General features: G+C 70.1%; 27 protein-coding genes. 15 read left to right on the top strand and 12 right to left on the bottom strand.

Annotation, left to right across the window (positions count from 1 at the left end):
• Positions 1–52 precede the first annotated feature (52 nt).
• Entirely contained in the window at positions 53–733 is a 681-nt protein-coding gene (locus tag ACFXPL_RS28565; protein ID WP_046498012.1) for a response regulator transcription factor, read from the bottom strand.
• Positions 730–2,010: a sensor histidine kinase gene (locus ACFXPL_RS28570; protein WP_384924955.1), complete on the bottom strand. Its 1,281-nt coding sequence runs from the start codon at positions 2,008–2,010 to the stop codon at positions 730–732. The genes ACFXPL_RS28565 and ACFXPL_RS28570 overlap by 4 nt, the downstream gene beginning before the upstream one ends.
• A gap of 238 nt (positions 2,011–2,248) precedes the next feature.
• Here ACFXPL_RS28570 and phoU point away from each other — a divergent pair, with 238 nt between their 5' ends.
• Both phoU and ACFXPL_RS28580 read left to right on the top strand, forming a co-directional pair.
• Positions 2,249–2,929 (top strand): phosphate signaling complex protein PhoU, encoded by a 681-nt coding sequence (phoU, locus tag ACFXPL_RS28575; RefSeq protein WP_384924957.1) that lies wholly within the window; start codon positions 2,249–2,251, stop codon positions 2,927–2,929.
• Between the two features lie 144 nt (positions 2,930–3,073).
• The gene (locus ACFXPL_RS28580) at positions 3,074–3,232 is read left to right on the top strand and encodes a hypothetical protein (RefSeq protein ID WP_384924959.1); all 159 of its coding nucleotides are present in this window, start codon (positions 3,074–3,076) and stop codon (positions 3,230–3,232) included.
• A gap of 212 nt (positions 3,233–3,444) precedes the next feature.
• Here the strand turns inward: ACFXPL_RS28580 and ACFXPL_RS28585 are convergent, their stop codons facing one another.
• Together ACFXPL_RS28585 and ACFXPL_RS28590 are read right to left on the bottom strand one after the other, a co-directional pair.
• Positions 3,445–5,655, bottom strand: coding sequence for an MMPL family transporter (locus tag ACFXPL_RS28585; RefSeq protein WP_384924961.1), 2,211 nt, complete (start codon positions 5,653–5,655; stop codon positions 3,445–3,447).
• 295 nt (positions 5,656–5,950) lie between these two features.
• A complete protein-coding gene (locus ACFXPL_RS28590; RefSeq protein ID WP_384924963.1) occupies positions 5,951–6,712 on the bottom strand; it encodes a phosphoglyceromutase in 762 nt (253 codons plus the stop codon).
• A 234-nt stretch (positions 6,713–6,946) separates the two neighbouring features.
• Here ACFXPL_RS28590 and ACFXPL_RS28595 point away from each other — a divergent pair, with 234 nt between their 5' ends.
• Both ACFXPL_RS28595 and ACFXPL_RS28600 read left to right on the top strand, forming a co-directional pair.
• Complete coding sequence (locus tag ACFXPL_RS28595) at positions 6,947–8,416, top strand: MDR family MFS transporter (protein WP_384925038.1); 1,470 nt, start codon at positions 6,947–6,949, stop codon at positions 8,414–8,416.
• A 53-nt stretch (positions 8,417–8,469) separates the two neighbouring features.
• On the top strand, positions 8,470–9,078 hold the full coding sequence (locus tag ACFXPL_RS28600) for a CatB-related O-acetyltransferase (protein ID WP_384925040.1): 609 nt from the start codon (positions 8,470–8,472) through the stop codon (positions 9,076–9,078).
• 52 nt (positions 9,079–9,130) lie between these two features.
• Here the strand turns inward: ACFXPL_RS28600 and ACFXPL_RS28605 are convergent, their stop codons facing one another.
• Positions 9,131–9,661, bottom strand: coding sequence for a YbjN domain-containing protein (locus ACFXPL_RS28605; RefSeq protein WP_384924965.1), 531 nt, complete (start codon positions 9,659–9,661; stop codon positions 9,131–9,133).
• Between the two features lie 40 nt (positions 9,662–9,701).
• Positions 9,702–11,051 carry a D-inositol-3-phosphate glycosyltransferase gene (gene mshA, locus ACFXPL_RS28610; protein WP_384924967.1) on the bottom strand — a complete coding sequence of 450 codons (1,350 nt, stop codon included), beginning with the start codon at positions 11,049–11,051 and terminating at the stop codon, positions 9,702–9,704.
• A gap of 319 nt (positions 11,052–11,370) precedes the next feature.
• Here mshA and ACFXPL_RS28615 point away from each other — a divergent pair, with 319 nt between their 5' ends.
• From ACFXPL_RS28615 to ACFXPL_RS28625, 3 genes are all read left to right on the top strand, one after another.
• Complete coding sequence (locus tag ACFXPL_RS28615) at positions 11,371–12,138, top strand: class I SAM-dependent methyltransferase (RefSeq protein ID WP_384925042.1); 768 nt, start codon at positions 11,371–11,373, stop codon at positions 12,136–12,138.
• Between the two features lie 282 nt (positions 12,139–12,420).
• On the top strand, positions 12,421–13,578 hold the full coding sequence (locus tag ACFXPL_RS28620; protein ID WP_384924968.1) for an NlpC/P60 family protein: 1,158 nt from the start codon (positions 12,421–12,423) through the stop codon (positions 13,576–13,578).
• Between the two features lie 420 nt (positions 13,579–13,998).
• On the top strand, positions 13,999–15,192 hold the full coding sequence (locus tag ACFXPL_RS28625; protein WP_384925044.1) for a PP2C family protein-serine/threonine phosphatase: 1,194 nt from the start codon (positions 13,999–14,001) through the stop codon (positions 15,190–15,192).
• A gap of 96 nt (positions 15,193–15,288) precedes the next feature.
• Here the strand turns inward: ACFXPL_RS28625 and ACFXPL_RS28630 are convergent, their stop codons facing one another.
• The 3 genes from ACFXPL_RS28630 to ACFXPL_RS28640 form a co-directional block, all read right to left on the bottom strand.
• Entirely contained in the window at positions 15,289–15,630 is a 342-nt protein-coding gene (locus tag ACFXPL_RS28630) for a DUF2516 family protein (protein ID WP_384925046.1), read from the bottom strand.
• 138 nt (positions 15,631–15,768) lie between these two features.
• Positions 15,769–16,374 carry a hypothetical protein gene (locus tag ACFXPL_RS28635; protein ID WP_384924970.1) on the bottom strand — a complete coding sequence of 202 codons (606 nt, stop codon included), beginning with the start codon at positions 16,372–16,374 and terminating at the stop codon, positions 15,769–15,771.
• A 22-nt stretch (positions 16,375–16,396) separates the two neighbouring features.
• Positions 16,397–16,858 (bottom strand): helix-turn-helix domain-containing protein, encoded by a 462-nt coding sequence (locus ACFXPL_RS28640; protein ID WP_384924972.1) that lies wholly within the window; start codon positions 16,856–16,858, stop codon positions 16,397–16,399.
• A gap of 412 nt (positions 16,859–17,270) precedes the next feature.
• Here ACFXPL_RS28640 and ACFXPL_RS28645 point away from each other — a divergent pair, with 412 nt between their 5' ends.
• Entirely contained in the window at positions 17,271–17,591 is a 321-nt protein-coding gene (locus tag ACFXPL_RS28645) for a hypothetical protein (RefSeq protein ID WP_384924974.1), read from the top strand.
• A gap of 187 nt (positions 17,592–17,778) precedes the next feature.
• Here ACFXPL_RS28645 and ACFXPL_RS28650 read toward each other — a convergent pair whose 3' ends face one another.
• Entirely contained in the window at positions 17,779–18,369 is a 591-nt protein-coding gene (locus ACFXPL_RS28650) for a DUF4240 domain-containing protein (RefSeq protein ID WP_384924976.1), read from the bottom strand.
• Between the two features lie 57 nt (positions 18,370–18,426).
• Here ACFXPL_RS28650 and ACFXPL_RS28655 point away from each other — a divergent pair, with 57 nt between their 5' ends.
• From ACFXPL_RS28655 to ACFXPL_RS28665, 3 genes are all read left to right on the top strand, one after another.
• Positions 18,427–18,645, top strand: a complete 219-nt coding sequence (locus tag ACFXPL_RS28655) for a hypothetical protein (RefSeq protein WP_384924978.1) — start codon at positions 18,427–18,429, stop codon at positions 18,643–18,645.
• Positions 18,646–18,678: 33 nt separating this feature from the next.
• The gene (locus ACFXPL_RS28660; protein WP_384924980.1) at positions 18,679–19,266 is read left to right on the top strand and encodes a TetR/AcrR family transcriptional regulator; all 588 of its coding nucleotides are present in this window, start codon (positions 18,679–18,681) and stop codon (positions 19,264–19,266) included.
• A gap of 89 nt (positions 19,267–19,355) precedes the next feature.
• Positions 19,356–20,762 carry an amidase gene (locus ACFXPL_RS28665; protein ID WP_384924981.1) on the top strand — a complete coding sequence of 469 codons (1,407 nt, stop codon included), beginning with the start codon at positions 19,356–19,358 and terminating at the stop codon, positions 20,760–20,762.
• 125 nt (positions 20,763–20,887) lie between these two features.
• Here the strand turns inward: ACFXPL_RS28665 and ACFXPL_RS28670 are convergent, their stop codons facing one another.
• Positions 20,888–22,258: an amidohydrolase family protein gene (locus ACFXPL_RS28670; protein ID WP_384924983.1), complete on the bottom strand. Its 1,371-nt coding sequence runs from the start codon at positions 22,256–22,258 to the stop codon at positions 20,888–20,890.
• Between the two features lie 87 nt (positions 22,259–22,345).
• Positions 22,346–23,416 carry a DMT family transporter gene (locus tag ACFXPL_RS28675; RefSeq protein ID WP_384924985.1) on the bottom strand — a complete coding sequence of 357 codons (1,071 nt, stop codon included), beginning with the start codon at positions 23,414–23,416 and terminating at the stop codon, positions 22,346–22,348.
• A 162-nt stretch (positions 23,417–23,578) separates the two neighbouring features.
• Here ACFXPL_RS28675 and ACFXPL_RS28680 point away from each other — a divergent pair, with 162 nt between their 5' ends.
• The 4 genes from ACFXPL_RS28680 to ACFXPL_RS28695 all read left to right on the top strand — a co-directional run bounded on the left by ACFXPL_RS28680 (position 23,579) and on the right by ACFXPL_RS28695 (position 26,824).
• Entirely contained in the window at positions 23,579–24,478 is a 900-nt protein-coding gene (locus ACFXPL_RS28680; RefSeq protein ID WP_384924987.1) for a LysR family transcriptional regulator, read from the top strand.
• 360 nt (positions 24,479–24,838) lie between these two features.
• Positions 24,839–25,279 carry a putative quinol monooxygenase gene (locus ACFXPL_RS28685; protein WP_384924989.1) on the top strand — a complete coding sequence of 147 codons (441 nt, stop codon included), beginning with the start codon at positions 24,839–24,841 and terminating at the stop codon, positions 25,277–25,279.
• 124 nt (positions 25,280–25,403) lie between these two features.
• Complete coding sequence (locus ACFXPL_RS28690) at positions 25,404–26,201, top strand: hypothetical protein (protein ID WP_384924991.1); 798 nt, start codon at positions 25,404–25,406, stop codon at positions 26,199–26,201.
• 110 nt (positions 26,202–26,311) lie between these two features.
• Entirely contained in the window at positions 26,312–26,824 is a 513-nt protein-coding gene (locus ACFXPL_RS28695) for a hypothetical protein (RefSeq protein ID WP_384924993.1), read from the top strand.
• Positions 26,825–26,917 lie beyond the last annotated feature (93 nt).

The following is a 26,917-nucleotide window of genomic DNA, read 5'->3' on the forward strand; positions in this document are numbered from 1 at the left end:
CGCCAACGCCGTATGTGCAATGTGCGGGTCCGCCGGTGTGCGGCTCGACGGTTTACGGCTCGAACTTGTAGCCCAGGCCTCGTACCGTCACCAGGTAGCGGGGCGCTCCCGGGTCCGGTTCGATCTTGGCGCGCAGGCGCTTGACGTGGACGTCGAGGGTCTTGGTGTCACCCACGTAGTCCGCGCCCCAGACCCGGTCGATGAGCTGCATACGGGTCAGCACGCGGCCCGCGTTGCGCAGCAGCATCTCCAGCAGGTCGAACTCCTTGAGCGGGAGGTCGACCTTGCCGCCGGAGACCGTGACGACATGGCGGTCCACGTCCATCCGGACCGGGCCGGCCTCCAGGGCGGCCGGGGTGACCTCCTCCGGCTCGCCGCGGCGGCGCAGGACCGCGCGGATGCGCGCGACCAGCTCCCGCGAGGAGAAGGGCTTGGTCACGTAGTCGTCGGCTCCTATCTCCAGGCCGACCACCTTGTCGATCTCGCTGTCCTTGGCGGTCACCATGATCACCGGGACGTTCGACCTGCCGCGCAGCTGGCGGCAGACCTCGGTGCCCGGCAGGCCGGGCAGCATCAGGTCGAGGAGGACGAGGTCGGCGCCGTTGCGTTCGAACTCGTCGAGCCCCGCGGGCCCGGTGGTCGCGATCGCGACCTCGAAGCCTTCCTTGCGGAGCATGTAGGAAAGGGCGTCGCTGAAGGATTCCTCATCCTCGACGACGAGCACTCGGGTCACGGAAGGACCTCCGGGGCAGGTATCACGGTCGGGGAATCCAGCCGAAGGCCGCGGCTGGGGTCTGTTGCGGTGGCGTAGGGGGCGTGGTCGTCTTCGTCCGGCCCGGTGGTGGGTGTGCGGTCCCGTCCGGCGCCCGCCTCGGGCAGCCTCAGGGTGAAGGTGGAGCCCTGGCCTTCGGCGCTCCACACCGTGACCTCCCCGCCGTGCGAGGCGGCCACATGCTTGACGATGGCGAGGCCGAGGCCCGTACCACCGGTGGCCCGGGAGCGGGCCGGGTCGACGCGGTAGAAGCGCTCGAAGACCCGCTCGCGGTCCCTCTCGGAGATACCTATGCCCTGATCGGTCACGGCTATCTCGATCAGGTCCCCGCCGGTGGCGGAGACGCGGTGCGCGGCGATACCGACGCGCGTGCGGGCCGGTGAGTAGTTGACCGCGTTCTCGACGAGGTTGCCGAGGGCGGCGGCGAGCTGGCCGCGGTTTCCCCATACCCGCAGGTCGGCCGAGCCGCCCGAGGCCATGGTGATCTGTTTCGTGGACGCGGGCTGCCGGGACCGGTCGATGGCCTCGGCGACCAGTTCGTCCACCCGTACGGACTCCGAGTCCTCCAGCGGGTCGTCGTTCTGCACCCGGGAGAGGTCGATCAGCTCCTGGACCAGATTGGTGAGGCGCGTCGCCTCGATCTGCATCCGGCCGGCGAACCGGGTGACCGCCTCGGGGTCGTCCGAGGCGTCCATGACGGCCTCGGAGAGCAGCGAGAGCGCGCCCGTCGGGGTCTTCAGCTCGTGGCTCACGTTCGCCACGAAGTCGCGTCGTACCGCTTCGATACGGCGGGCTTCCGTGAGGTCCTCGACCAGGAGGAGGACGAGACGGGAGCCGAGCGGGGCGACCCGGGCGGAGACGGCGAGGGCCTCGCCCCGGCCCGTACCCCTCCGGGGGAGGTCCAGCTCCACCTGTCGTATCTCGCCGTCCCTGCGGGTGTCACGGGCCATGACCAGCATGGGCTCGACGGCGAGCTTGCCGCCTCTGACCAGGCCGAGGGCGTACGCCGCCGAGCTGGCCTTGACGACGGAGTCGCTCTCGTCGAGCACGACGGCCGAGGAGCGCAGCACCGAGAGGACGGTGTCGACGCCCGGGGGCAGTACGGCATCCGTGTGCAGTGAGGTGCGTGTAGGTCTTGCCTGGTCGCGTTCGCTCCAGCGAAACGCCAGCATGGCGATCACGCCGGTACACACCCCGGCGATCGCTGCCAATGCGGCGACTGCCGCGTTCACGTCCATGTGTCCCAGGTTATGCGCGGCCACCGACATGCTCCCAGCCATCAGGGTGTCTCCTCGAACACTCGTCGCCCAGAGTTCACCGAGGGGAAAGTGCCGGTTCATTTGGGAGGGAGGAGCCGGACGCGTAACGGACAGAACGTGGGAGCGTAGGGTCCCGGCCACCGTGGCTCCTGGCCCCGGCCCCCGGCCCTGCCTCTGGCAAAAACGTTATAAGAACGTCGAGAGAGGGACAAACCCCATGCGGGACGCGTACCACGAGGAACTGGACTCGATAGGCGAAGACCTGGTCGAGATGGCCCGGCTGGTCGGTTCCGCCATAGGGCGTGCCACCACCGCCATGCTCGACGCGGATCTGAAGCTCGCCGAGAGTGTGATCGCGGCCGACGACAAGGTCGACACGCTCCAGCACGAGCTGGAGGCGCGCGCCATCGCGCTGCTGGCGCGGCAGCAGCCGGTGGCGACGGATCTGCGGATCGTGGTCACGTCGCTGCGGATGAGCGCCGACCTGGAGCGCGCCGGTGACCTGGCCCAGCACGTGGCCAAGCAGGCCCGGCTGCGTTTCCCGGAGTCGCCCGTGCCGCGCGACCTGCACGCGACGCTGCTGGAGATGGGGCAGCTCGCGCAGCGTCTGATGGCGAAGGCCGCCGAGGTCATCGTCACCAAGGACGTCGAGCTGGCGCTCCAGCTCGAACAGGACGACGACGAGATGGACCTGCTCCACCGCACGCTCTTCCAGCACCTGATGGACGACCGCTGGAAGCACGGCATCGAGACGGCGGTGGACGTGACGCTGCTGGGCCGCTACTACGAGCGGTTCGCGGACCACGCGGTGTCGGTCGCCAAGCGGGTCGTCTACCTGGTGACGGGCGAGCACGCGGACGAGATCCAGGCGGCCGACACCCCGGTCGAGGGCGCATAGGCGTGCAGAGGTGAGGCAGGGGCGCGGAAGGGGCGCGAACCGCCGCGCTTGCGCGGGTGCGCCGCGCATGCGCCGTTGTTGCCCCGGCTTCGACGGGCATGCAATGGCGGAGGCGACATCCGTGCACGCCTTGAGGAGGATCCCATGGCCGATTCCCCTACCACCGCCCCCCGGCAGCAGGCCCCGGCGGCCTCTGTCTCCGTCGTACGTCCGCCCGTTCTCGGCGCGTGCGGCTGCGGCTCCGGCTGCGGCTGCGGCTGCCAGTCGGGCGGCCCGTGCCAGTGCGGCGGGGGCTGCGGCTGACGGCCGGCGCCCCTGACCGGCCGGCCAGCCGGCCGCGGCCGCTGACGCGCACCGTCACGTATGCGAAGACGTACGACGACGGACGTACGACGACGTATTTCGCTCACAGCACGCGCACGCGGAGGGCCCCGCCCGGACGGAACGTACGATCACGTTCCGCCGGACGGGGCCCTCCGGCCGTTCCCCGGCCTTCTCGGCCGCGCCGTCGCCGCCTACTTCGCCATCGCGGGTTCCTTGGCGGCCGTGGGTTCGGGGCCGCCCTCGCTGAGGCCGATCCGGTCATGGAGCTTGCGGAGGAAGCCGGGCGCGTACCAGGCCGAGCGGCCGAGCAGCCGCATCGCGGCCGGGACGAGTACGCCGCGTACGGCCAGGGCGTCGATGAGGATGGCCAGCCCGCTGCCCAGCCCGAACATCTGCATGAAGCTGATCTTGGCGGTGCCGAAGGCGAAGAAGCTCACCGCGAGGAGGAAGGCCGCCGCGCTGACGATGCGCCCGGTGTGGCCGAGTCCGTCGGCCACGGCGGTCTCGTTGTCCGCGCCCAGATCATGGAGTTCCTTGATCCGGCTGGTGACGAACACCTCGTAGTCCATCGAGAGACCGAAGGCGATGCAGAACATCAGCACGGTCATCGACACCTCCATCGGCTGCGCCGTGAAGCCGAGCGGGGAGGAGAGGTTGCCGTCCTGGAAGATCCAGGTCATGACGCCGAGGGTGGCCGCCAGGCTGATCACGTTGAGGGCCAGTGCGCGCAGCGGCTGCACGACGCTGCCGGTGAAGAGGAAGAGCAGGACGAAGGTGGTGAGGACGATCAGGGCCACGGCCATCGGGAGCCGGTCGGCGATGGAGTCCCTGGTGTCGACCAGTACGGCGTCGGTTCCGCCCACCAGGGGGTGTGTCCCGGCGGGCGGGGCGAGCGCCCGCACTTCCCTGACCAGGTTCTGGGCCGCGTCCGACTTCGGCGTCAGGGAGCTGGTCACGTTGATGCGCTGCGCGTCGGGCCGGCCGAGGGTTGCGCTGCCGGGGCCGGGCGGCGTGGCCTGTCCCGCGGCGTAGCTTCCCGTACCGGTCTCGACGCGTACGACGTCCTTGAGGCCGGAGAGCGCGACCGCGTACGACTCCAGCGGGGCGTCGTCCACGGACTTGTCGATGACGATGTGGAGGGCCGCGTCCTCGCTGCCGCCGAAGTTCTCCCGCAGCGCTGTGGAGACCTGGCGGCTGGCGGCGTCCTCGGGCAGGACGCGTTCGTCCGGGGTGCCGAAGGTGATGCCCAGCAGCGGACTCGCCGCCACCAGCAGTACGGCCAGCACGGGGAGCGCGGTGAGCACAGGTCGCCGCATGACCGTACGGGCCAGCCGCCCCCACATCGGCTCCCGGGCACCGGAGCGCCCCGGCTTCGCCCACGGCAGCCGCCCGCTGTTGACCCGGTGGCCCAGGACGGCCAGCAGGGCCGGCATCACGAACAGGGTGGCGAGGGCGGCGATGGCGACGACGCCGGCCCCGGCGAAGCCGAACGAGCGCAGGAAGTACTGCGGGAACACCAGGAGTGACGCGAGCGCCGCCGCCACGGTCGCGGCGGAGAACGCGACGGTACGGCCCGCGGTGCTCACCGTGCGCCGCACGGCGTCGTCCACGCTCGCCCCTGCCGCGAGCTGCTCCCGGAACCGGCTGGTCATCAGCAGGGCGTAGTCGATGCCCAGCCCGAGGCCCAGGGCGGTGGTGAGGTTGGTCGCGGTGTCGGCGACATCGGTGACGCTGCCGAGGAGGAAGAGCTGGGCGAACGAGCCGATGACCGCGATGACCGCGATGACCAGCGGCAGCAGGGCCGCGACGACGCTGCCGAAGACGAACAGGAGCAGTACGAGGGTGAGCGGTATGGCGATGATCTCGGCCAGGACCAGATCGTCGACCACCTGCGTCGACAGGTCGCTGCCCACGGCGGCACCGCCTCCGGCCTCGACCGTGAGGGCGCCCTTGTCCGTTCCGGTGTAGGTGTCGATGATCTGCCGGGCGTTTTCGCGCTGCTCCGTCTCGTCACCCGTCACATGGGCGAGCACCATGGCCTCGCGGCCGTCCCGGGAGCGGAGATCGGGGCTGTCCGTGTCCCAGTACGAGACGACGTTGGTGAGGCTCTCCTCCTTCTTGAGGTCGGCCACCAGGGCCTCGCCGCTCCGCGCGGCATCGGGGGTGTCGACGCGGCCGTCGGGGGCGCGGACGAGCAGAACCAGGTTGGTCTCCCCGCCGAACTTCTCGCCGATGACCTGAGCGGCCCGCGTGGACTGGGAGGCGGGGTCGTCGAAGCCGCCGCCGAGCAGCTTGCCGAACGCTCCGGCTCCCAGCGCCCCCATGAGGGCCACGACCACGACGGCGATGACGAGTACCAGCCGGGACCGGCGGATCGTCCATTCGGCCAAGCGTTCAAACACGTGCGCTCTCCTCTGCGTTCTCACGGTGCTGGGGATCCGGCGCAGTGCTCCGCCACGCCTCGTGCCCCCTGACGTCTCGTCAGGATCGCGAGTCGGTTACCGGCCCTCGGGTTCGTGAGAAGTTCTAACGCATTGCCGAGAGAGTGTCAATAATCTTCGTAATAGCCTCTAACGAAATGGAAGGTCCGGGCACAGCAACAGGCCCCCTACCAGCGAAGGAGTCGCTGATAGGGGGCCTGTGCGGGTGGACTCGCCTGAGGCGGGCCCACGTGAGGCGCGCCCAAGTAAGGCGGTCCTACTTCTTCTTGCCCTGGTTCTTCACGGCCTCGATGGCGGCGGCCGCCGCGTCCGCGTCCAGGTAGGTGCCGCCCGGGTTGACCGGGTGGAAGTCGGCGTCCAGTTCGTAGACGAGCGGGATGCCGGTCGGGATGTTCAGGCCCGCGATGTCGGCGTCCGAGACCCCGTCGAGGTGCTTGACCAGCGCGCGCAGGCTGTTGCCGTGGGCGGCGACCAGGACCGTACGGCCGGAGAGCAGGTCCGGGACGATCGCGTCGTACCAGTACGGGAGCATCCGCTCCACGACGTCCTTGAGGCACTCCGTGCGCGGGCGCAGCTCGCTGGGGATCGTGGCGTAGCGGGGGTCGTCGCTCTGCGAGAACTCCGTGCCGTCCTCCAGCGCGGGGGGCGGGGTGTCGTACGAGCGGCGCCAGAGCATGAACTGCTCCTCGCCGAACTCGGCGAGCGTCTGCGCCTTGTCCTTGCCCTGGAGTGCGCCGTAGTGGCGCTCGTTCAGGCGCCAGGAGCGCTGGACGGGGATCCAGTGGCGGTCGGCGGACTCCAGCGCGAGCTGCGCGGTGCGGATGGCGCGCTTCTGGAGGGAGGTGTGCAGCACGTCGGGCAGCAGGCCGGCGTCCTTGAGCAGCTCGCCGCCCCGGACGGCTTCCTTCTCGCCCTTGTCGGTGAGGTTGACGTCCACCCAGCCGGTGAACAGGTTCTTCGCGTTCCATTCGCTCTCGCCGTGGCGGAGGAGGATCAGCTTGTACGGTGCGTCGGCCATGGGCCAAAGCCTAATGGACCCGTCGCGCGCGGTCCGGGGGCGCCTCGTGCCCCGGTCCGCGCGGCTTCCGACGATGGACGAGTGAGGCCAATCGGGTGGCGGACCAGGGGCGCCCGTACATACATTTCCCCTGTTCGTCGCAGTGCCGGTCGGTCGCGCCGCTGACGGTCACCACCGCTCGTCACCACACTGCCCCGGGGGACCTGTATGTCCGTTTCCACGTCGGTCACGACCATGGCCGCCGTCTGGGCCACCGGGTTGCGGCGAGGGGTGCGCGACAGCGTCTCGGGGCTGCCCCGGGAGTTCTGGTGGCTGTGGACGAGCACTCTCGTCAACCGGCTCGGGGCGTTCGTCGCCACCTTCATGGCGCTGTACCTGACCCTGGACCGGGGCTACTCCGCCTCGTACGCGGGGCTGGTGGCCTCGCTCCACGGGCTCGGCGGGGTGGTCTCCGCGCTCGGCGCCGGGGTGTTGACCGACCGGCTGGGGCGGCGCCCCACGATCCTGTTCGCGCAGGTGTCGACGGCGGCGTCGGTCGCGCTGCTCGGTTTCATGCGGGACCCGGTGGCGATCGCGGCGGTGGCGTTCCTGGTCGGGATGGCCTCGAACGCCTCGCGGCCCGCCGTGCAGGCGATGATCGCGGACATCGTCCGGCCCGAGGACCGGGTGAGGGCGTTCTCCCTGAACTACTGGGCGATCAATCTGGGCTTCGCGGTCTCGGCGGCGGGCGCCGGGTTCATCGCGCAGTACAGCTACCTCGCGGGCTTCCTGGGCGAGGCCGTACTGACACTGGCCTGCGCGGTGGTGGTCTACCTGAGGGTGCCGGAGTCCCGGCCCGAAGGTACGGGGCCGACGGGCGCGGGTGCGGGTGCTGGGTCGGGCGCGGGTGCTGGGTCGGGGGCGGGCGCGGGCTCACGGGCGGGTGTTCCGGCGGGGGCGGGGCTGGGGGCGGTCCTGCGGGACGGTCGTTTCATGAGCGTCGTCGGACTGTCCTTCGTGGTGGCGCTGATCTTCCAGCAGGGGTACGTGGGGCTGCCGGTGGCGATGGGCGCGGCCGGGTTCGACAGCGCCGATTACGGCACGGCGATCGCGGTCAACGGCGTACTGATCGTGGTCCTCCAGATACCGGTCACCCGCTTCATCCAGCACCGCGACCCGCGCCATCTGCTGATCGCCTCGTCGGTCCTGGCGGGGTACGGCTTCGGCCTGACGGCGTTCGCCGGGTCGCTGGGCGTGTACGCGCTGACGGTCGTCGTCTGGACGCTGGCCGAGATCGTCAACGCGCCGACGCAGACGGGACTGGTCGTCCGGCTCTCCCCGCTCCACGGCCGGGGCCGCTACCAGGGGATGTACACGATGTCCTGGTCGGCGGCGGCGCTGATCGCCCCGCTGATGTCGGGCTTCGTGATCGACCGGTTCGGCGCGAACTGGCTGTGGGGCGCGTGCGCGGCGCTGGGGACGGCGGCGGGGCTCGGGTACTGGCTGCTGGTACGGGGGCTGTCGGATCCGGTGGGGCGCGAGCGTACGGACGGGGGCACCGGCGTTGCTCCTTCGGACGCGGGCGCGGAGAAGGACGCGGGCGTGGGCGTGGGCGTGGGCGTGGAGAAGGATGCGGGCACTGTCATGGCCGCGCCGAAAACGCTTGGACGGGCGGACGAGGCCACTGCGATCATGGGCGCGAGCCATCCGGACCTCCGACCCTGAGGAGAACGGTTCGCGTGCCCGCTGTTCCCGCCGACCCGACGGTGCTTCACCCGATGCCGGGTCAGCCGCGCGTCGTCCTGCTCAAGCCGCTGGTGACCTCCCCGCTGATCAAGGTCGGAGAGTTCTCGTACTACGACGATCCGGACGACCCCACCGCCTTCGAAACCCGGAACGTGCTCTACCACTACGGGCCGGAAGAACTCGTCATCGGGAAGTTCTGCGCGCTGGGCGAGGGTGTGCGGTTCCTCATGAACGGTGCCAACCACCGGATGGACGGCCCCTCGACATTTCCGTTCCCCGTCATGGGTGGTTCCTGGTCCGACCACTTCGACCTGATCACCGGATTGCCCGGCCGGGGCGACACCGTGGTCGGACATGACGTCTGGTTCGGCTACCGCGCGACGGTGATGCCCGGCGTCCGCATCGGCAACGGTGCGATCATCGCCTCGGGCGCCGTGGTCGTCGACGACGTACCGGACTACGGCATCGTCGGCGGCAACCCGGCGAAGCTCATCCGGAAGCGGTTCAGCGAGCCGGACATCGACCGCCTGCTCTCGCTCGCCTGGTGGGACTGGCCGATCGAGCACATCACCGAGCGCGTGCGCACGATCATGTCCGGAAGCGTGGACGATCTGGCGGCGGTGGCCCCCGCACGGGGGTGAGCAACCGCTCGGCCGACGGGCCGGTCCACGGATCGGCCCACCGTTCGGGCTGTCAGGCGGAGGCAGGCCCCTCGCCGCGCCGGGTCAGATGCGCGAACGCGTCCAGGTTCCGCGTGGACTCGCCGCGCGACACCCGCCACGCGTGCTCCTTGCGGATCGCGCTCGCGAACCCCAGCTCCAGCAGGGTGTTGAAGGAACCGTCCGCCGCCTCCAGCACCGAGCCGAGCAGCCGGTCGATCTCGTCCTCGGTGACAGCCGCCAGCGGCAGCTTGCCCGCGAGGTAGATGTCGCCGAGGGTGTCGACCGCGTAACTCACCCCGTACAGCTTGAGGTTGCGCTCCAGCAGCCAGCGGTGGACGCCCCCCTCGTTCTCGTCCGGGTGGCGGATCACGAACGCGTTGACGGAGAGCGCGTGCCGCCCGACGCGGAGCGAGCAGGTCGTCGAGAGCTTGCGGGTGCCGGGGAGGGTGACGACGTACGAGCCGGGCTCCGGGCTCTCCCACTCCAGCTCGGCGCCTTTCAGCGCCTGTTCGATGATCCGCCCGGTCCGCGCGGTCCGCTGTACGACATCGACGTCAGCCATGGGCCGAGCCTACGACACGGGCTCGGCCGGGGCGGGCGGGTCAGCCGTGGTGCTGGGGGCGGCCGCGGCGCCGGTGGTCCTGGACCGCCGCCGTGTAGACGTCCGCCGTCGCCGCCGCCGCGGTGTCCCAGCCGAAGGACTGGGCGTGGCGCGCCGCCGCCGCTCCCATACGGTCGACCAGCTCCGGGGTGTCGAGGAAGCGGCGCAGGGCCGTCGCGTACGCCGCCGGTTCGTGGCCCGGGACCAGGAAGCCGGTCTCCCCGTCCCGTACCGCCACCGGAAGTCCGCCCACCGCGGCGGCCACCACCGGGGTGCCCGCCGCCTGGGCCTCTATCGCCACCAGGCCGAAGGACTCGCTGTACGAGGGCATGACCAGTACCGAGGCCGCCCGGAACCAGTCCGCGAGCCGCGCCTGCCCGACCGGCGGCCGGAACCGTACGACATCGGCGATGCCGAGGCGCGCCGCCAGCTTCTGGAGCCCTTCCGGCTTGGCCAGGCCACTGCCGCTCGGGCCGCCGACGACCGGAACGACCAGTTTGCGGCGGAGCGAGGGGTCCTGCTCCAGGAGGACGGCCACGGCGCGCAGCAGCAGGTCGGGGGCCTTCAGCGGCTGGATACGGCCGGCGAAGAGGGGGATGAACGCGTCCGGGGGAAGCCCCAGCCGGGCACGGGCCGCGGCGCGGCCGTCGGCCGGACAGAAACACTCCAGATTCACCCCGGGGTGGACGATCGCGGCCTTGTCCGGCTCCGCCTCGTAGAAGCGGATCAGGTCGTCGGCCTCCTCCGCCGTGTTGGCGATCAGGCGGTCGGCGGCGCGCACGATCTGGGTCTCGCCGATGACCCGGGCCGCGGGCTCGGGCCGGTCGCCCTCCGCCAGCGCGGCGTTCTTCACCTTCGCCATCGTGTGCATGGCGTGGACCAGCGGGACGCCCCACCGCTCGGAGGCCAGCCAGCCGACATGGCCCGAGAGCCAGTAGTGCGAGTGGACCAGGTCGTAGTAACCGGGGCGCTGGCCCGCCCAGGCCTGCATCACGCCGTGCGTGAAGGCACAGAGCTGCGCGGGCAGCTCCTCCTTGGCCAGCCCCTCGTACGGACCGGCGTCCACATGGCGTACGAGCACGCCGGGCGCCAGCTCCACCGCGGGCGCCAGGCCACCGGTCGTGGCGCGCGTGAAGATCTCCACCTCGATGTCGATCGCGGCGAGGCGCTTCGCCAGCTCGACGATGTACACGTTCATCCCGCCCGCGTCGCCCGTGCCCGGCTGGTGCAGCGGCGAGGTGTGGACGCTGAGCATGGCTATCCGGCGCGGCTTGCGGTGCGGCCCTGGGAGGCGCCGCAGCCTGGGCGGACCTGCGAAAGTGCCGGCGATTCGGGACACGTACTGGCTCACGTCCACGGTCCTCTCGCAGGAAAGCATGCCGGGAAGCATGACGAAGGAAGGGCGTGGGGACCCCTCCGAAGGCCGTCAACAGTGGAACGCACCCCCTTCATTTCCGTTTTGCCAAATCATTACCGACAACGGCTCAACCCGCGCGCCCGTGCCCGATCTGGATACGCTCACCCGTATGGCGCAGCACCTGCCCTCTTCGGCTCATACGGCTTATACAGCTCATACGGATCGGACGCCACGTACGAGCCGTACGACTCGTACGGCCCGGCCGGTGGGCACGGTGACCCGTGGCACCACCCACCAGAACCGGCTGCGCCGCATGGACCGCTGGATCGCCGCCACCCACGGCCCGGCGCTGCGCCGTTCGGCCGATCCCGTGGTGGTGGACCTGGGGTACGGGGCCGCCCCGTGGACCGCCGTCGAGCTGCTGGGGCGGCTGCGCACGGCGGACCCGCGTACCGAGGTCACCGGCATCGAGATCGAGCCGGCGCGGGTCGCCGCGGCGCTCCCGTACGAGAGGGACGGGCTCCGCTTCCGGCACGGCGGCTTCGAGGTGCCGCTCCCCGACGGCCGCCGGCCGGTGCTGATCCGGGCGGCGAATGTGCTGCGGCAGTACGACGAGGGCGAGGTCGCCGCGGTCTGGGCGCGGCTGTGCGCGCGCCTCGCGCCGGGCGGGCTGCTGGTGGAGGGGACGTGCGACGAGATCGGGCGGCGGCATGTGTGGGTGGCACTCGGCCAGGAGGGGCCGCGTACGGTCACGTTCGCGACGCGGCTCGGTTCACTCGACCGCCCCTCCGATCTCGCGGAGCGGCTGCCGAAGGCGCTGATCCACCGCAATGTGCCGGGCGAGCCGGTCCACGCGTTCCTGCGCGACTTCGACCGGGCGTGGGCCGCGGCGGCCCCGTACGCCTCGCTGAGTGCGCGGCAGCGCTGGATCAGGGCCGTACGGGAGCTGTCGGCCGACTGGCCGCTCGCGGACGACGCGCGCCGGTGGCGGCAGGGCGAGGTGACGGTGAAGTGGGCGGCGCTGGCACCGGGTTCGGGGACGGGAGCCGTAACGGGTACGGGGACCGGGACCGGAACGTGAGCGTGGACCGGGACGTGAACGGGGGCTGGGGCAGGGGCTGAGCCCGGCCGCGGTCGGTGAGCCGCGTCGGGAGCACGGATATGGGAGGGGAACGCGAACACGGGAGGGGAGCGGAAACACGCGAGGCGCCTGGGGAACGACTGTGCGGGCCCGTTCGTCTCACCTGCGGGGAGGGGCCTCTGTCGTTTTGACGGCGGACATGGCACGATCTCGCCTGTAGCGAGATGTTACTGACGGTTCATCAGATATGTCTGCTGCGTGGTCGGCCTGGAGGGGGAGCCTGTGAACCGACGCCGTCGCGTCTCTGCCGCGATCACCCTGGTCTGCGCGCTCGCCGTGCTGTCCGCACCGGGAGCCGGCCTGCTGGGCCAGGCGTACGCGACGCCCGCGCCCCCGGCCGCCCCCGGGCCCGCGCCGACCACATCGCCGCCCGCCGTCGCACCACCCCCGGTCGAACTGCCCCCGGGTGTCACGCCGTCGGACATCACCGCGTCGGGCACGGCCGCGGCCTCCCTGGACGAGGTGCGCAAGGAGATAGAGGCCCTGTACCAGAAGGCCGCCTCCGCCACCGACGCGTACAACCTCGCCGACGAGCGCGCGAAGAAGCAGTCGGCGGAAGTCGTCGGGTTGACGGAGGACATCGTCAAGGGGCAGGTGCGGCTCGACAGCCTCAAGAAGCAGGCCGGTGCCGCCGCGCGGGCGCAGTACCGGGACGGCGGACTGCCGCAGGAGGCGGAGCTGATGCTCACCGGCGATCCGCAGCTCTTCCTGGACGGCGTCGGGCGGGCCCGGGAGGGCCAGAAGGCCACGCGGGACCTCATCGCCGAACTCTCCAGGGCGCAGGAGGACTTGAAGACCTACACCTCGGACGCGGGGACGCGGTGGCAGGAGCTGGAGGCCAACCGCGCCAAGAAGGAGAAGGCGAAGAAGGAGATCACGAAGCAGATCGCCGCCGCCGAGAAACTGGAATCGGGTCTGGCGCGCAAGGACCGCGCCCGGCTGTCCCAGTTGGAGAAGGACGCCGCGCTCACGGCGCAGACGGCGTGGCTCGGCTCCGGCGCGCTCCAGGAGATCAACCGGACGGCGAGCGCGCAGGGCAGGAAGGCGATCGGGTTCGCGACGGCGCAGGTCGGCAAGCCGTACGTCTGGGGCGCGGAGGGCCCGGACTCGTACGACTGCTCCGGGCTGACCTCGCAGGCGTGGGCGGCGGGCGGACGGCCCATCCCGCGCACCTCGCAGGAGCAGTGGCGGCTGCTGCCGCGCATCGACATCAAGAACATGCGGCCCGGTGATCTGATCATCTACCACCAGGACGCGAGCCACGTCGGGATGTACATAGGCGACGGCAAGATCGTGCACGCGCCCCGGCCGGGGCGGAACGTGACGGTCACAGGTGCGGGGTCGATGCGCATCCTCGGAGTCGTACGACCGGACAAATAGGACCGCGCCGCCCAGTCGCGCCCTCCGGGCGGAAGCCGCGTCACGCGTGCGGCCCGTGTGACGCGTTCCATGGTTGTCCCTTATGACACGCGCGTACGCACGTGATGTTTGTCATGGGCGCAGAGCCCCGAATCCCGCCGGATGCGTGACGGGAAGCGGCATATGACGGTGTGGTCCGGTCCGTACGCCATTCCACTGGGGTGGCGGCTACCGCTATGGTCCCCGTCTGGTGGAACGTCGATCGTCGCTCCACCGTGCCCTCAGGGGGAGGGAAGGAAACCCAGACCGATGTCCGTACCCGCATCTGTACCCGTACCGCGGCAGCGCACTGGTTCTCCAGCCGCCGGCACGGGCACCACGAGCACCACCGGCACCACGGCCGGCACGACCACCGCCACGGAGTCCGTCCCGGAACCCGCCATGGAACCCGTCACGGAGTCCGTCAAGAGCGGCGCCCTCACGCTGCTGCTGATCGAGGACGACCCCGCGGGCACCTTCGCCACCCCCGAACTGCCGGAGGGTGCGGGTACGCACGTCCGTATCCGCAGCGCCCGCAACCTCACCGAGGCCGAGCGGCTGCTCACGGACGACATCGACTGCATCCTGGTGGATCTCGCGCTGCCCGGCGCGGCCGACGGCGACGGGCTGGGCCCGCTGAAGCACGTCCTGCGGCTCGCCCCGCGCCATGCCGTGCTCGCGCTGGCGGCGGAGGGCGACGGCGAGCGGGGGGCGGCGGCCGTACGGGTCGGCGCGCAGGACTACCTCTACCGCGACGAGCTGGACGGACGGCTGCTGAGCCGCGCCATCCGGTACGCCGTCGAGCGCAAGCGCGCGGACATCGCCCAGCGCCAGCTCACCGAGTCCCGGCTGCGCGCCCAGGAGAACGCCCGGCTGGAGCGCGGCCTGCTGCCCACTCCCCTGCTCCAGGGCTCGGACCTGCGCTTCGCCGCCCGTTACCGCCCCGGCCGCTCCCGTGCGCTGCTGGGCGGGGACTTCTACGACACGGTCCGCACGCCGGACGGTACGGTCCACGCGATGATCGGCGACGTCTGCGGCCACGGCCCCGACGAGGCGGCACTCGGCGTGGAGCTGCGGATCGCGTGGCGGGCGCTGACGCTGGCCGGGCTCTGCGGCGATCAGCTCCTCTCGACGCTCCAGCAGGTCCTGGAGCACGAGCGGGAGAGCGAGGAGATCTTCGCGACGCTCTGCACCGTCGACATCTCGCCGGACGGACGGCGCGCCGGGATGTGCCTGGCCGGCCACCCGTCGCCGCTGATCACCCGCAGGGGCCGGGCGGCACGGCTCCTCCCGTACGAGGAGGGCGGCCCTGCGCTGGGCCTGCTGCCGCGGGCCCGCTGGCCACGCCGACAGGTGGAGCTGGGCGGGTCATGGAATCTGATGATGTACACGGACGGCCTGATAGAGGGCCGGGCGGGCCCGGACACCAGACAGCGGCTCGGCGAGGAGGGCATGGTCGAGATGATCAACGCCCAGCTCGACGCGGGGCTGCGCGGCGACGAACTGCTGGCGGCGGCCGTCGCGCGGGTGCGCGAGCTGAACGGCGGCGAGCTGACCGACGACGTGGCGGTCCTGCTGCTGGGCCGCGGCGCCTGAGCGGGCCCTGAGCGGCGACCGTACGGTCCCGGTCCAACTCGCGTCCGCGACCTCCGCCCGCGCCGGGGCCTGCACCTGTGTCTGCGCCTGCGCCGGTCAGCGTCCGCCGTTGTACGGACCGTAAGGACCGTCGCTGCTGGAACCGCCGCGCCGTCCGCCACCGCCGCCACCGGAGATCTGCTGGACGGCGGGGCGTACGTCGACCATGAAGACGATCGTGGCGACGAGCCCGGCGATCTGGAGGAACAGCATCGGCACGAAGAGGTTCACGGCGACCGTGACACCGAGAATGATCAGCCAGAACTTCTTGGTCTGCTTGTCAGCCGCCCTGTAGGCGTCCTCACGGGTCGTAGCGGAGAAGAAGAGCGCGACGACGGCGAGGACGAGCATGGCCAGATTGAGCAGCCACAGAACAGAACCGAATGCCGAGAGCAACATGCTGAGCACCGCCTAACAGTGGGTGGGACGCCTTGCGGTCCGTGTGCCGATCCGTACGTCGAAGGTACCTGGACAACGGGCCGGACACCCTTGAGGTGCCCGGCCCGGTCCGTTCTTCCGCTCGCCGTCCCGGCCGGCCTACTCGGCGGCGGGAGGGGTGGCCTTCTTGGCGGCCGGCTTGCGCGGCGCGGGCTTCTTACCGGCGGGCTTGGCCTCGACGACGGGCCCGGCCTTCGCCTCGACGACGGGCTCCGCCTTCGTCCCGGCCTCGGGCTCGGCCTTGGCCGCGGGCTCCGGCTCGACGGCGACGGCGATCTCGGTGATCTCGTCCGCCGCCTCGCCGCGCCACGCCCGTACGCTCTGCTCGCCGCGCTCGGCGACCTTCTCGTACGTCTCACGCGCCCTGACCGCGTACTCCGCGGCCACACCCACCCCGCGCAGCGCCAGGTCCTGGGCGGTCTCGCCCAGCTTCCGCAGATCGGTGTCGAGCGAACCGATCACCTCGGTGACCTTGGCCTGAACGGTCGCCTGAGCCTCTTTGGCCTGACCGGCGACCCTCTCCTGGACGGCCTTGGGGTCCGAGTTCCGTACGGCGTCGATCCGCCCCGGCGCCTCGGCCCGGATCTGCTCGATCAGACCGGGCACCTTCTTGGCCTGCTCCACGGCGAGATCGGCGGTACCGGCGGCGAAGTAGAGGGGCTTCGAGTCGCTGAAGGTCTTACGCAGGTCATCGGTGATGGCCATGACTGGGGTCCTTCCGGTCGGTTCAGTCTGAGGGTGGGGTGGCAGCACTGCCGCCGTCCGCACGGGCGGCTCGCTCAGAAGTCTGCTCAGAGGCATGCTCCGAGACTGATTCCGAGGCCGGTCCCGAGGTGTCCGTGTCGAGCGCGTTCTCCTTGCGGAACGAGTCGTAGATCTGGAGCAGCACCTGCTTCTGCCGCTCGTTGATCGAGGGATCGGCGAGGATGACGCCACGCGTCTCCAACTCCTCGCGCTCCCGCTCGTCGAGCATCCCGGCCTGCACGTACAGCGTCTCCGCGGAGATCCGCAACGCCTTGGCGAGCTGCTGCAAAATATCCGCGCTCGGCTTGCGCAGCCCGCGCTCGATCTGGCTCAGATACGGATTCGACACCCCGGCGGCATCGGCGAGCTGCCGCAACGAGAGCTGCGCGTTGCGGCGCTGTTCCCGCAGGTACTCACCGAGATTGCCGACGTTGAGTGATGCCATGACTCCATCCTGCGTCGCGCCGCTAACTTTTGCAAGCAGACGCTTGCAAAAGTGTTCCGCCCCACAGATCCGGGCCCGCGTGACCCGCAGCGACAACTGTCACTTCGCAGCGGTATCCGTCACTGGCTGTTGGTAGTCGCCAACTGATGAGGCGAGCCGAAGCACGATAGCTGTCACCAAGGCCGGCTGTCTGTCTGTCTGTCACCAGGACTTCCGGGCCGGGTGTGCGCGGGGCTGGAAGCCGTGCCAGAACCCGTGATCCGTGACGTTCCGCGACAGTGGACCGGGTTGGCAGAGCCAGTGCGGTTCCGGCGGTCACCTGAGACCCATCAGTCTCTCGTTTGTGCAACCCACTTCGATGTCCCGGCGTCCAGTTCCATGACGGACGGCTGCCGATCACCCGGGAGAGCACGTGGCGAAGAAGGACCGGACAACGGACGCGGCGAGGGAAAAGGACCGCGAGAAGTGGATGGCGCGTTTCCAGGTACGGCTGGCCATGCAGCCGGGCGTGGACCGGGCAGTGGTGCTCCGGGCGGTCAAGGACGTCACAACGCACTGCGCGGATACGGGAGAGCACCCGCAGACTGCTTTCGGCGCCCCGGACGCCTATGCCGTGCAGGCTGCCGAGCGGCTGGTGCCGGCGGACCGGGCGGCACGAGCGAGGCGGCACGACGCCGCGGTGGACGCGCTCGGCTCCGTGCTGAAAAAGGCCAGGGACGTCACGGGGCTGTGACCGGTTGAAGCGACTTCCGTCATGGCCCGGCGCACCTGGTGAAGGCCGCCACTCGCGGTCGCGCCGGCCGTCGCCGACGGACGTCGACGGGAGCGCTACTGCTCCGACGGTTGCAGCCACGAATGGCATCACCTGTCCGTCGACACCCCTTGCCGAAACGCTGACCTGATTCCTCGCGCTGTCGCCCCTATCGGGCCAGCGGCCCCAGGGGAAACATCGCGCTCAGCCGAGGCAGTTTGCGCGCCGTCTCGGCTTCGCTCCGCACGTCCCACTGCTCGCCGAGCGGCCCTCGGCTGCGCCCCATATCGTCCTGCTCGGCTTCGACGGCTTCATAGAAGGCGTCGCCGCAGTCATCGACGCCGGTAAGGAGCCCGTACGCCTCCATGGCGACGTAGTCGAGCGACTCCCACTCGGGCCAGTCGTCGTTCCAGAGCTCGCAAGGGCAAGCCACCAGGCACTGGACCTCAGGGGCGTCGGCCAGAGCGTCGGGATCGGCCACTGCCCTGGAGAAGGCGTCCCGGCCGAGCCCCACCATCCACAGGCCGAAGTAGCAGAACCCGTCGTCCGAACACCAGCCGCCGAAGATCCGCTCCGCCGCAGCCCATAGATCCCAGGTGAAGGCTTCGTGCGTCCCTTCGTCCAGGCGAACCTGGAATTGCACAATCTCTGCCAGCGGCCTCCGCGACAACTCGTCACGCAACCACGCCAGCCGTTCGTCCCGGTCCCGCGCCTGCCGTCGGCACTCTTCGATCAGCTTCCAGAAGGAATCGATGTCCACGGCGGCACTGTGCCAGGCACCTCTGACACCGCGCGGTCGCCGAACTATGTTCGAGCAGTGGAGAACGCGGAGATCATCATCAAGCTCACCCCTGATGAGGGACTGGTCCTGTCCGATTGGCTGGAGAGGGTGCAGATGACGGACCTCAGCCGTCTCGTCGGCGATGAGGCGGTCCGGGCACCCGTTCACAGGCCGGCCGGGACGCTGGACACCCGGACGCCGGACCTTCCCCGCGGTCGCGGTGCCCAACGGGGTGGTGAACACACCACCCTCTAGACGACTGGTCTAATCTGATGTTACGGTCGAGCCATGCCAGTGACCAAGGTGGAGACGCGCAAGAGCCTTCTGGACGCCGCGCGACGGATCGTGGCCGCCAAGGGTTACGCCGCGGTCGGCATCAATGAGATCCTCGCCGCCGCCGGTGTTCCGAAGGGGTCGTTCTACCACTACTTCGGCTCCAAGGACGCCTTCGGCGAGGCGATGATGAAGGCCTACTTCGACGAGTACCTCGCGACCATGGACGGGATCGTCGCCGACCAGGGCAAGAGCTCCGCGGAGCACCTGATGGGGTACTGGCAGAATTTCCACGACACGCAAGCCGTGGACGGCTGCCAGGGCGGTTGTCTGGTCGTCAAGCTCGGCGCGGAGGTGGCCGACCTCTCCGAGGCGATGAGAGTGGCGACGAAATCCGGGACCACGGCGATCGTCGACCGACTGGAGCGGATGATCACCGACGGCATCGCGGATGGGACCGTGTCCGTCGACGACAGCCCCCGCACGACGGCCGAGGCTCTCTACAACATGTGGCTCGGAGCGAGCATCATGGCGAAGATCCATCGCAGCCCGGACCATCTCGATCGCGCCATGACCGTCACGCGCCAGGTCCTCCACGTCTGACAAGCCCTCCACGCCTGACAAGCCCTCGCCGCCTGCGGCGCACCGGTCAGGACAACGAATAGTAGACCGGTCTAAACAAGGAGATCATCATGACGACCGACCTCATCCACTCCGACGCGAGCGGGCTCGCCGCACTGATCCGCGACAGGAAGGTGTCATCCGTCGAGGTGGTGCGGGCGCACCTCGATCGCATCAAGGCCATCGATCCGAAGGTCAACGCCATCGTCACACTCGCCGACGGTGCTCTGGAGGCCGCGAAGGCCGCGGATGAGGCGCTCGCGGCCGGCGTGGAGGCCGGGCCGTTGCACGGCGTGCCGTTCACGGTCAAGGACTCGTTCGACACCGCCGGGGTGCTGACCCAGCGCGGTTCCCCGATCTTCGAGGGCCGCATCCCCGATACGGACGCCACCAGCGTGGCCCGTATGAAGCGCGCCGGTGCGATTCTGCTCGCGAAGACGAACCTCCCGGAGTTCTCGTACTCGACCGAGTCCGACAACCTCCTGACGGGCAGGACGAACAACCCCTGGAACCTCGACCGCACGTCCGGCGGTTCCAGCGGCGGGGAATCGGCGGCGATCGCGGCCGGTATGTCGCCGCTCGGGCTCGGAAGCGATCTGGCCATCTCGGTGCGCGGGCCGGCTGCTCACACCGGCATCGCCGCCCTCAAGGCGACGCACGGGCGTATCCCGATGACCGGTGTCTGGCCGCGGGTGCCGCGCCGTGACTGGCACGTCGGCCCGATGGCCCGCACCATCCGCGACCTCGCACTGGCGTACTCGGTGCTCTCCGGCCCGGACGGCGCCGACGGCTTCGCCACCGTTCCGCGCGCGTTCGACGCCGGCCTGGGCTCGTCGCCCGACCGGCCCGTCCGCGTCGGCTGGCTGGTCGACTCCGGACTCGGCCCGATCGACCCGGAGGTCGCCGCCACCGTGCAGAAGGCCGCCGAAGCGCTCCAGGGCGCTGGGGTTCACGTCGAGGCTGTGGGCATCCCGGCATTCGAGCGGGACAACCCCCTCGACCTCTTCTACCGGCAGCACGTCATGGAGGTGAAGCCGGCCTTCCGGGACGTCACCGCCGGCCACGAGGACCAGATGGCCAAGGTCTCCAGGTCCATGCTCGCCGGCCCCGACACGTCCATCCGCGACTACGTCCTGGCCGAACAGGGCATCGAACGTCTCCGGGACGCGTTCACCGAGTACTTCCAGCGGTACGACGCCCTCCTGCTCCCGGTCCTGCCCGTCCCCGCCCACGAACACGGACTCACCCGGTTCACCATCAACGGCCGGACGGTGGACGCCGCCCACATCCAGACGGCGACCATTCCGTTCAACCTGACCGGACTCCCGGCCCTGTCCATGCGGTTCGGCACGAGCGGCGACGGCATGCCGATCGGTGTGCAGCTGGCAGCCAACTGGCACTCCGAATCGACGATCCTGCACATCGCGTCGCTGCTGGAGTCGCTCAGCCCGGTCCGTGACCAGCACCCCGCCATCTGACGTCACGGCGATGGTGGCGGACTTTGAACGTGCCGGAGGCATCGGAGCAGCTTCCGGCGCGCCCCGTGACGCGCGTCCGTAGGCCGGGCGGCGTTCGTGTTCGCGCCTGTGGCCGGCCGGTCGGCTCAGGCGGGGAGCTGGAGGCCGGCGGCGTGGAACAGCCGGTCACGGGAAGCCGCGGCCTCGTCGAAGACGGCGTCCCCGGCCTTCAGTACACCGTTCTCCTTGAGGACGTCACCGGCCACCACGACCAGGTCGACGTTGCCGGCGTGGCCGCCCGCGACGATCGTGGCGGCGACGTCCGTGGCGGGCAGCATGTTGGCGTGGTCGAGGCGGATCATGATCAGGTCGGCCTCCTTGCCGGGGGTCAGGCTGCCGGTGCGGTCGTCGATCCCCGCGGCCCGTGCGCCCTCGATGGTCGCGAAGGACAGCAGGTCGGCGGCGTCGAAGGTCGGCAGGCCGGGGATCCGGTCCATGGGTCCGGCCGCGCCGGCGCGGATCAGCTGCTGGTAGGCGAGCGTTGCCCGCATGACGCCGAACATGTCACCGCTCACGATCGTCTCGGTGTCCACGCTGAGGCTCGGGCGGACACCGGCGGCCAGCAGCCGGTTGGTGGCCGGCTGGCCGAGGCCCGGCATGAAGACCTCCAGGGCGCCGGCCACGGACGCGGTGGCCCCGTGCGCGGCCAGCATCCGCAGCTCCTCGTCGGTCGACGTGCAGCAGTGGATGAACGTCATGTCGGAGGCCAGCAGCCCCGTCTCGGCGAGCTGCCGGATGGCCTGCTGCTCGGCCCCCCACTCGCCGAGGCCCACGTGCATGCTGATCCGCAGGCCGAGCTCCCGGGCGAGCCGGATGTCCTGCTCGGACACGTCGGGGGTGGACAGCTCCGGTCCGCGGAGCATCGCGTTCAGCGTGACCCGCGCCGAGTCGTCGGACAGCACCTCGTCGCGGATGCGCCGGATGTCGGCGGGATGTGTGCGGTCGCTGCCGAACTGCCACTGCTCGGCCTCTGTCGACGGCCAGCCGTGGTCGAAGACGGCGCGGATGCCCGACTCCCAGTGCGCCGCGATCGCCGCGTCCGAATGCTCGGGGCTGTTGCTGATGTGGGACTCGTCCCGCACGGTCGTCACCCCGGAGTCGAGGGACATCAGGTCCGCCGCCAGGTTACCGACGTGGACATCCCGAGGTTCGAAGTGCCGGCCGAGGCCGATCTGCACCTGACCGCGGTACTCCTCGTAGGTCCAGGCGGGGCCCAGGTTGCGCAGCGCCCCCTGCCAGTTGTGGCGGTGGGTGTCGATGAAGCCGGGCAGCACGGCGTTCCCCGTCCCGTCGACGACCCGGGCCCGGCCGTCGGTCAGATCCCGGCCGATGCCGATGATCCTGCTGTCGGCGACGAGGACGTCGCCCACGAAGTTGCCGAGCTTGTCGTCCTGCGTCATCAGGTACGCGCCCTTGATCAGGATGCGTTCCTTGTTCTGCGGCTGGTCGTGGGACACCTTTTGTTCCTTTCGTGCCGCGCGCGGCACTGTGTCGCTTGTCCGTGGAGAAAGGGACGGTGGGTCAGGGGAGAAAGGGACGGTGGGTCAGGTCCGCTTCCGGTCCGGGAGCGGACGTGGATCGCTGCCCCGTCGTGCCCGTGGGCGCCGGGAGGCGATCCGGACGGCGGCGAAGGTGAGCAGCGCGCCGAGGACAGTGAGTACGGAGGGGGACCGACCGCCGGAGGGGACCAGGAAGTCCAGGGCGATCGAACTGGCGAGCTGTCCCGCGATCGAGGCCATGCTCAGCAGCAGGACACCGATCCGGCGCACGAGGAACGCCGAGGCGCCGATGAACACCATGCCGCACAGTCCGCCGAGGTAGACCCACCAACTGGTGGGCAGCGGATGCCCCGACGTTCCCTGGACGAGTGTCTTCACGCCCCAGGCGGCGACGAGAAACACCGCTCCGACGCAGAAGTTGAGCCAGGTCGCGGCGAGCGGCGAGCCCGACGCGGCGGTCGCCGCCCCGTTCAGGGCCTGCTGCACGCCGAGCAGGAAGCCGGCGGCGAGCGCGGCGAGGGCGGGCAGGACGATGGCGGCGGGCGCGGGGGTGTCGGCGAAGCGGGGCAGCGCGGACACCACGGCGGCCACCAGGATGACGGCCGCTCCCGTGAGCCGTGCGGCACCCGGGTGTTGCCTCAGCCCGCCGCCGATGCCACGGGCGTCCACGATCAGACCGCCGAGGGTCTGACCGGCGATGGCCGACACGGTGAACACGGCGATGCCGGTGACCAGCGCGGCGGTGGACTGGGCCAGCGCGAACGTGCCGCCGAGTACACCGGCCAGCAGGTACCGGCGGGGAAGCCGGCCGTCCCGGGCGGCCCCGGCCAGCCGGCGCAGCGCGCCACGCAGCCCGGAGGAGAAGACCGCGAGGAGGGACAGCAGGACGAATCCACCCGAGAAGCTGATCGCCGCCGCGGCGATGCCGTCATCGAGGCGATGGCTCAGTTCGCCGTTGAGCCGGGCCTGTACCGGTACGACCATTCCGGCGGCGATGGCCGCCGTGACGGCCAGGGAACCGCCGCGGGACGCGGACGGGCGGGAGTGTCCCGGTGACTGCGGGCCGGGCCCGGCAGGACGGCGGCCTGACCCAGGCGGTGCGGTGGGAATGGTCATGTCGAAGCCCTCAAGGAAGGCAGTACACGCATGGTCATCCTCATTCACTGACGTTTTCCTGGACGGGGCGGTAGCCCGCACGACAACGGTCGCCCCGCCTGGCTATCGTGTCCAACGAATGTTTCCGAATATCCAATCGGGAACATCGATGAATGGGGTCCGGTGGATCAGAAAAAGCTGGAGTACTTCATCGCCGTCGCCGAGGAACTGAACTTCACCCGGGCGGCCCAGCAACTGCACGTCACACAGTCCACGCTCTCGGCCGGCATCAAGGCCCTGGAGCAGGACCTGAGGGCCGAACTGCTCGTCCGCTCCACTCGGTCGGTCAGGCTGACGGAGGCCGGTTCGGCGTTCCTGCCCGAGGCGCGTACCGCGATCGAGGCACTCGACCGGGCCAGGGCCGCGGTGGAGCCGCTCGCCACGGGGCTGCGCGGCAGCCTCACCGTGGGCGTTCTCAGCGGGCTGACCGTCATCGACGTGCCCGCACTGGCGGGCGACTTCCACCGGCGCCATCCGGAGGTCCGGTTGCGTGCCGAGACCTCCCAGCGGGGGACCTCCGGGCTGATCGAGAAAATGAAGGAAGGCCACATCGACGTGGCCTTCGTGGGAGCCGATATCGCGGACGCGCACCTCAGGGTGAGGGCCGTCAAGAGGTACGACGTCCAGTCGCTGGTTCCCGCCGGTCACCCACTGGCTCTCCGGAAGAGCGTGCGGCTGAGGGACATTGCCGGGGAACCCTTCATCGACATGCCACTAGGGTTCGGGCAACGCCAGATCGTGGACGACGCCTTCACGAGGGCGGAGCTGTCCCGGCGTGTCCTGATCGAGGTGTCGGACATCACCACGATCGCGGAGTACGTGGCGCACGGTCTGGGCGTAGCGCTGCTGCCCCCGGACTTCGCGGAGGCGGCCGGGGACGCGGTGCGTCCCGTCCCCCTCGCGGACGCGCGTCTGTCCTGGACGCTCAGCGTGGTTGCCTCGGCGACGCGTCCGCCGACGCGGGCGCTGCACGCCTTCCTCGACCTCATCCCGCACCACATCCGTCGCGACCGCGTGTTCTGAGCGGACGTGCGCGACCGCGTACGAATCACTGCCCGGAAACGCCGGACTCGCGCGGACAGGGCATGTGCTCAGGGAGGCGAGCGGGTCGGCCGGCGGCCGGATGCGCTCCTTCCGCTCCCTGGAGTGGTACGCCGCCCCGGCGTCGCCGCGGTCGCCCGGCACGCCGCCATCCCGTTGTCCCTCTTGGCACGCGCATCGGGTCCCTGGGCGAAAACAGCGCGTCGATCTTCAGCTCATGTTTTCAGTACTGCGGCGGCCGTTCCCCGATCCAGGATTCGGGCGAAGGGCTGCGGGTGCGCCGGCGGCGAGGCCGTCGTACTTTGGACTCCGAATCATGCGTGCCGAGAGGAGTGAATCGTCATGAGCGACGATGCCGAACTTGTTCCCGGACCTGATCCGGCACGGAATCTGGACGCGGACGATTCCGAGCACCCGGGTTTTGTCGTCCTCGGCGAAGACGACACTCCTGGGCACAAGGCTTACTACATTCATCTTGAGGCGAAGCCGGGCAAGGAAGGCGAGCTCAAGAAGTTCCTTGAGGACATCAACGCCGGAGTGGATGACGAGCCGGGTACCGGCCCGTGGTTCGCGTTGCGCTTCTCGAAGACCGTTTTCGGAATTTTCGAAGCGTTCCCGGACAAGGAGGCCCGTCACACCCACGACATGGGTCCCGGAGGCCGCAACTTCCTGCGCTTCGACCTTCTCGCGGACACGCTGGCGTATCCCGCCCGTCTTTACCGGCTCGACGTCATGCACGGCAAGTACAGCGTGATGCTCGGCCACAAGGTGGTTCAGGCCTGAAGCGTGTCACGGAGGACGGTGACCCGGGAATTCTCCGTGTACGCATGGAATGTCGAGTGCCTGCTTTTCGATCTCCGGTCGGCCGTGGGAGGGGATGTCAGACCTGGGTGCCACACTGCGGTCCATGTCTCTCGCTGATCTCGGTCTCGACCAGTGGCGGTCCTTCGAACCGTCTGTCGCACGTCGCGTCGCCCAGGAGGCGGCGGACCGGGTGGCCGGTCGCGTGACCGTCGTGGAGACCGTTGAGCATCTCGGTGCTTCACTGCACCGGGTCCGGATCGAGAGGGACGGTCAGGAATTCGCCCTGATACCCGGCGGCGCGGTGACACTCGGCTTCGACGTCGACACCTGGCGGCCGACGCCTGAGCAGGCCGCCGACTACGCGGAGAGCCTGGATCAAGGCTTTGGCCACGGTCCCGACCTGCGGACCCATCTCGCGCAGGTGCTCAGCCCCCGCCGGAGCGTCGTCCTGGCCACGGTGCTCATGGCGGTGGAGGACGAGAATCTGACCGAACCGCCCGCCGGCATGCCGGCCGTCCTCGCCGCTCGCGGCCTGCGGATGCCGAGCTCCGACGAGTGGGAGCACGCCTGCGGAGCCGGTACGGACACGCTGTTCCGGTGGGGCGACGACTGCCCCCTCGACCGCACCCCCTACGGGGACAGCACCGGCCCGCATCAGCGGCTGAGCGGCTTCGGCCTGCGCATCGCCCATGACACCTACCGCACGGAGCTGACGAGCGACGTCACCGCGGTGCACGGCGGGGACGGCGGCGAGTCGGAGTGCGGGGGATACGGCCACATGCTGGCGTGGCTGCCCCTGGCCACCGCCAACCGCAACCCGTTCATGGCCGAGTTCGTGTACGGACCGGACGGCGAAGGCCTCTGCGAGGACTTCTCCACCCGGCCTGTGCTCACGCTCTGAGCGATCTCAGCAACGTCAGGGGCGTGAGAGTTGTTTTCGATGTATCGGAAACCTCCGCGCCGACCCTCCCCACTCACAGTAGAGTCGCGTGATCACACTCAGGGGGCCTCATGCAGTTTCGACGTGTACGGCGTAGAACGATCCTCGGCGCGATCCTCGCGGCCAGTCTGCTGTCCTGTTCCAGCGGCACGGACGACAGCATCGGCGGCGCCGAGGCGCGGGACACCTCCCGTTCCTCGTCCGCCGCGGCACCGGTGGAGGCCGCGAGGGAGAAGACCGCGGTTGGCCCTGATGCTGCGGCGGCCCCGGGGCCCGAGCTGGTCCGTGACGCCTTTGCCGGGCTCCAGGCCACGCTCAACGACTCCTGCGCGCCGGGCTCGGGAGAGTGCGCGAACTTCCTGGGCCGGGTCCACGAAGAGGTGATGGGCCTCGACGCGTCGATGAAGGCGGACCCGAAGGGCCCGGCCCACTTCCCGGAGCCCCTCACGTGGATCGCCGGCCTCCGTACGACGCTCGACGGCGACACCTCCACGGAGAACCTGGAGACCCACCGCACAGAGCTGATCAGCGTCCGCGACCGGATCAATGTCTGGATGCAGGACCACCCCGACGACTACAGCTAGCACCGCCATCAGCTCTGTTCGCCCGGTTATCCGGTGCCGCTATTCTTCGACGGGTACGGCGGCGCGCCGCTGGTGGCCACGCCGGTGGACCGC

Origin of the sequence: Streptomyces sp. NPDC059092 (assembly GCF_042756365.1) — a bacterium.
Taxonomy (GTDB): Bacteria; Actinomycetota; Actinomycetes; order Streptomycetales; family Streptomycetaceae; genus Streptomyces.

Bases quoted from the DNA above. Each gene is read 5' to 3' on its own strand.
- ACFXPL_RS28580 (WP_384924959.1), top strand. From the start codon at position 3,074: ATGGCCGATTCCCCTACCACCGCCCCCCGGCAGCAGGCCCCGGCGGCC.
- ACFXPL_RS28635 (WP_384924970.1), bottom strand. From the start codon at position 16,374: ATGGCCATCACCGATGACCTGCGTAAGACCTTCAGCGACTCGAAGCCC.
- ACFXPL_RS28625 (WP_384925044.1), top strand. From the start codon at position 13,999: ATGGAACCCGTCACGGAGTCCGTCAAGAGCGGCGCCCTCACGCTGCTG.
- ACFXPL_RS28630 (WP_384925046.1), bottom strand. From the start codon at position 15,630: ATGTTGCTCTCGGCATTCGGTTCTGTTCTGTGGCTGCTCAATCTGGCC.
- ACFXPL_RS28690 (WP_384924991.1), top strand. From the start codon at position 25,404: ATGTCTCTCGCTGATCTCGGTCTCGACCAGTGGCGGTCCTTCGAACCG.
- ACFXPL_RS28675 (WP_384924985.1), bottom strand. From the start codon at position 23,416: ATGACCATTCCCACCGCACCGCCTGGGTCAGGCCGCCGTCCTGCCGGG.
- ACFXPL_RS28570 (WP_384924955.1), bottom strand. From the start codon at position 2,010: ATGGACGTGAACGCGGCAGTCGCCGCATTGGCAGCGATCGCCGGGGTG.
- ACFXPL_RS28685 (WP_384924989.1), top strand. From the start codon at position 24,839: ATGAGCGACGATGCCGAACTTGTTCCCGGACCTGATCCGGCACGGAAT.
- ACFXPL_RS28590 (WP_384924963.1), bottom strand. From the start codon at position 6,712: ATGGCCGACGCACCGTACAAGCTGATCCTCCTCCGCCACGGCGAGAGC.
- ACFXPL_RS28595 (WP_384925038.1), top strand. From the start codon at position 6,947: ATGGCCGCCGTCTGGGCCACCGGGTTGCGGCGAGGGGTGCGCGACAGC.
- ACFXPL_RS28695 (WP_384924993.1), top strand. From the start codon at position 26,312: ATGCAGTTTCGACGTGTACGGCGTAGAACGATCCTCGGCGCGATCCTC.
- ACFXPL_RS28605 (WP_384924965.1), bottom strand. From the start codon at position 9,661: ATGGCTGACGTCGATGTCGTACAGCGGACCGCGCGGACCGGGCGGATC.
- phoU (WP_384924957.1), top strand. From the start codon at position 2,249: ATGCGGGACGCGTACCACGAGGAACTGGACTCGATAGGCGAAGACCTG.
- ACFXPL_RS28600 (WP_384925040.1), top strand. From the start codon at position 8,470: ATGCCGGGTCAGCCGCGCGTCGTCCTGCTCAAGCCGCTGGTGACCTCC.
- ACFXPL_RS28665 (WP_384924981.1), top strand. From the start codon at position 19,356: ATGACGACCGACCTCATCCACTCCGACGCGAGCGGGCTCGCCGCACTG.
- ACFXPL_RS28615 (WP_384925042.1), top strand. From the start codon at position 11,371: ATGGACCGCTGGATCGCCGCCACCCACGGCCCGGCGCTGCGCCGTTCG.
- ACFXPL_RS28660 (WP_384924980.1), top strand. From the start codon at position 18,679: ATGCCAGTGACCAAGGTGGAGACGCGCAAGAGCCTTCTGGACGCCGCG.
- ACFXPL_RS28640 (WP_384924972.1), bottom strand. From the start codon at position 16,858: ATGGCATCACTCAACGTCGGCAATCTCGGTGAGTACCTGCGGGAACAG.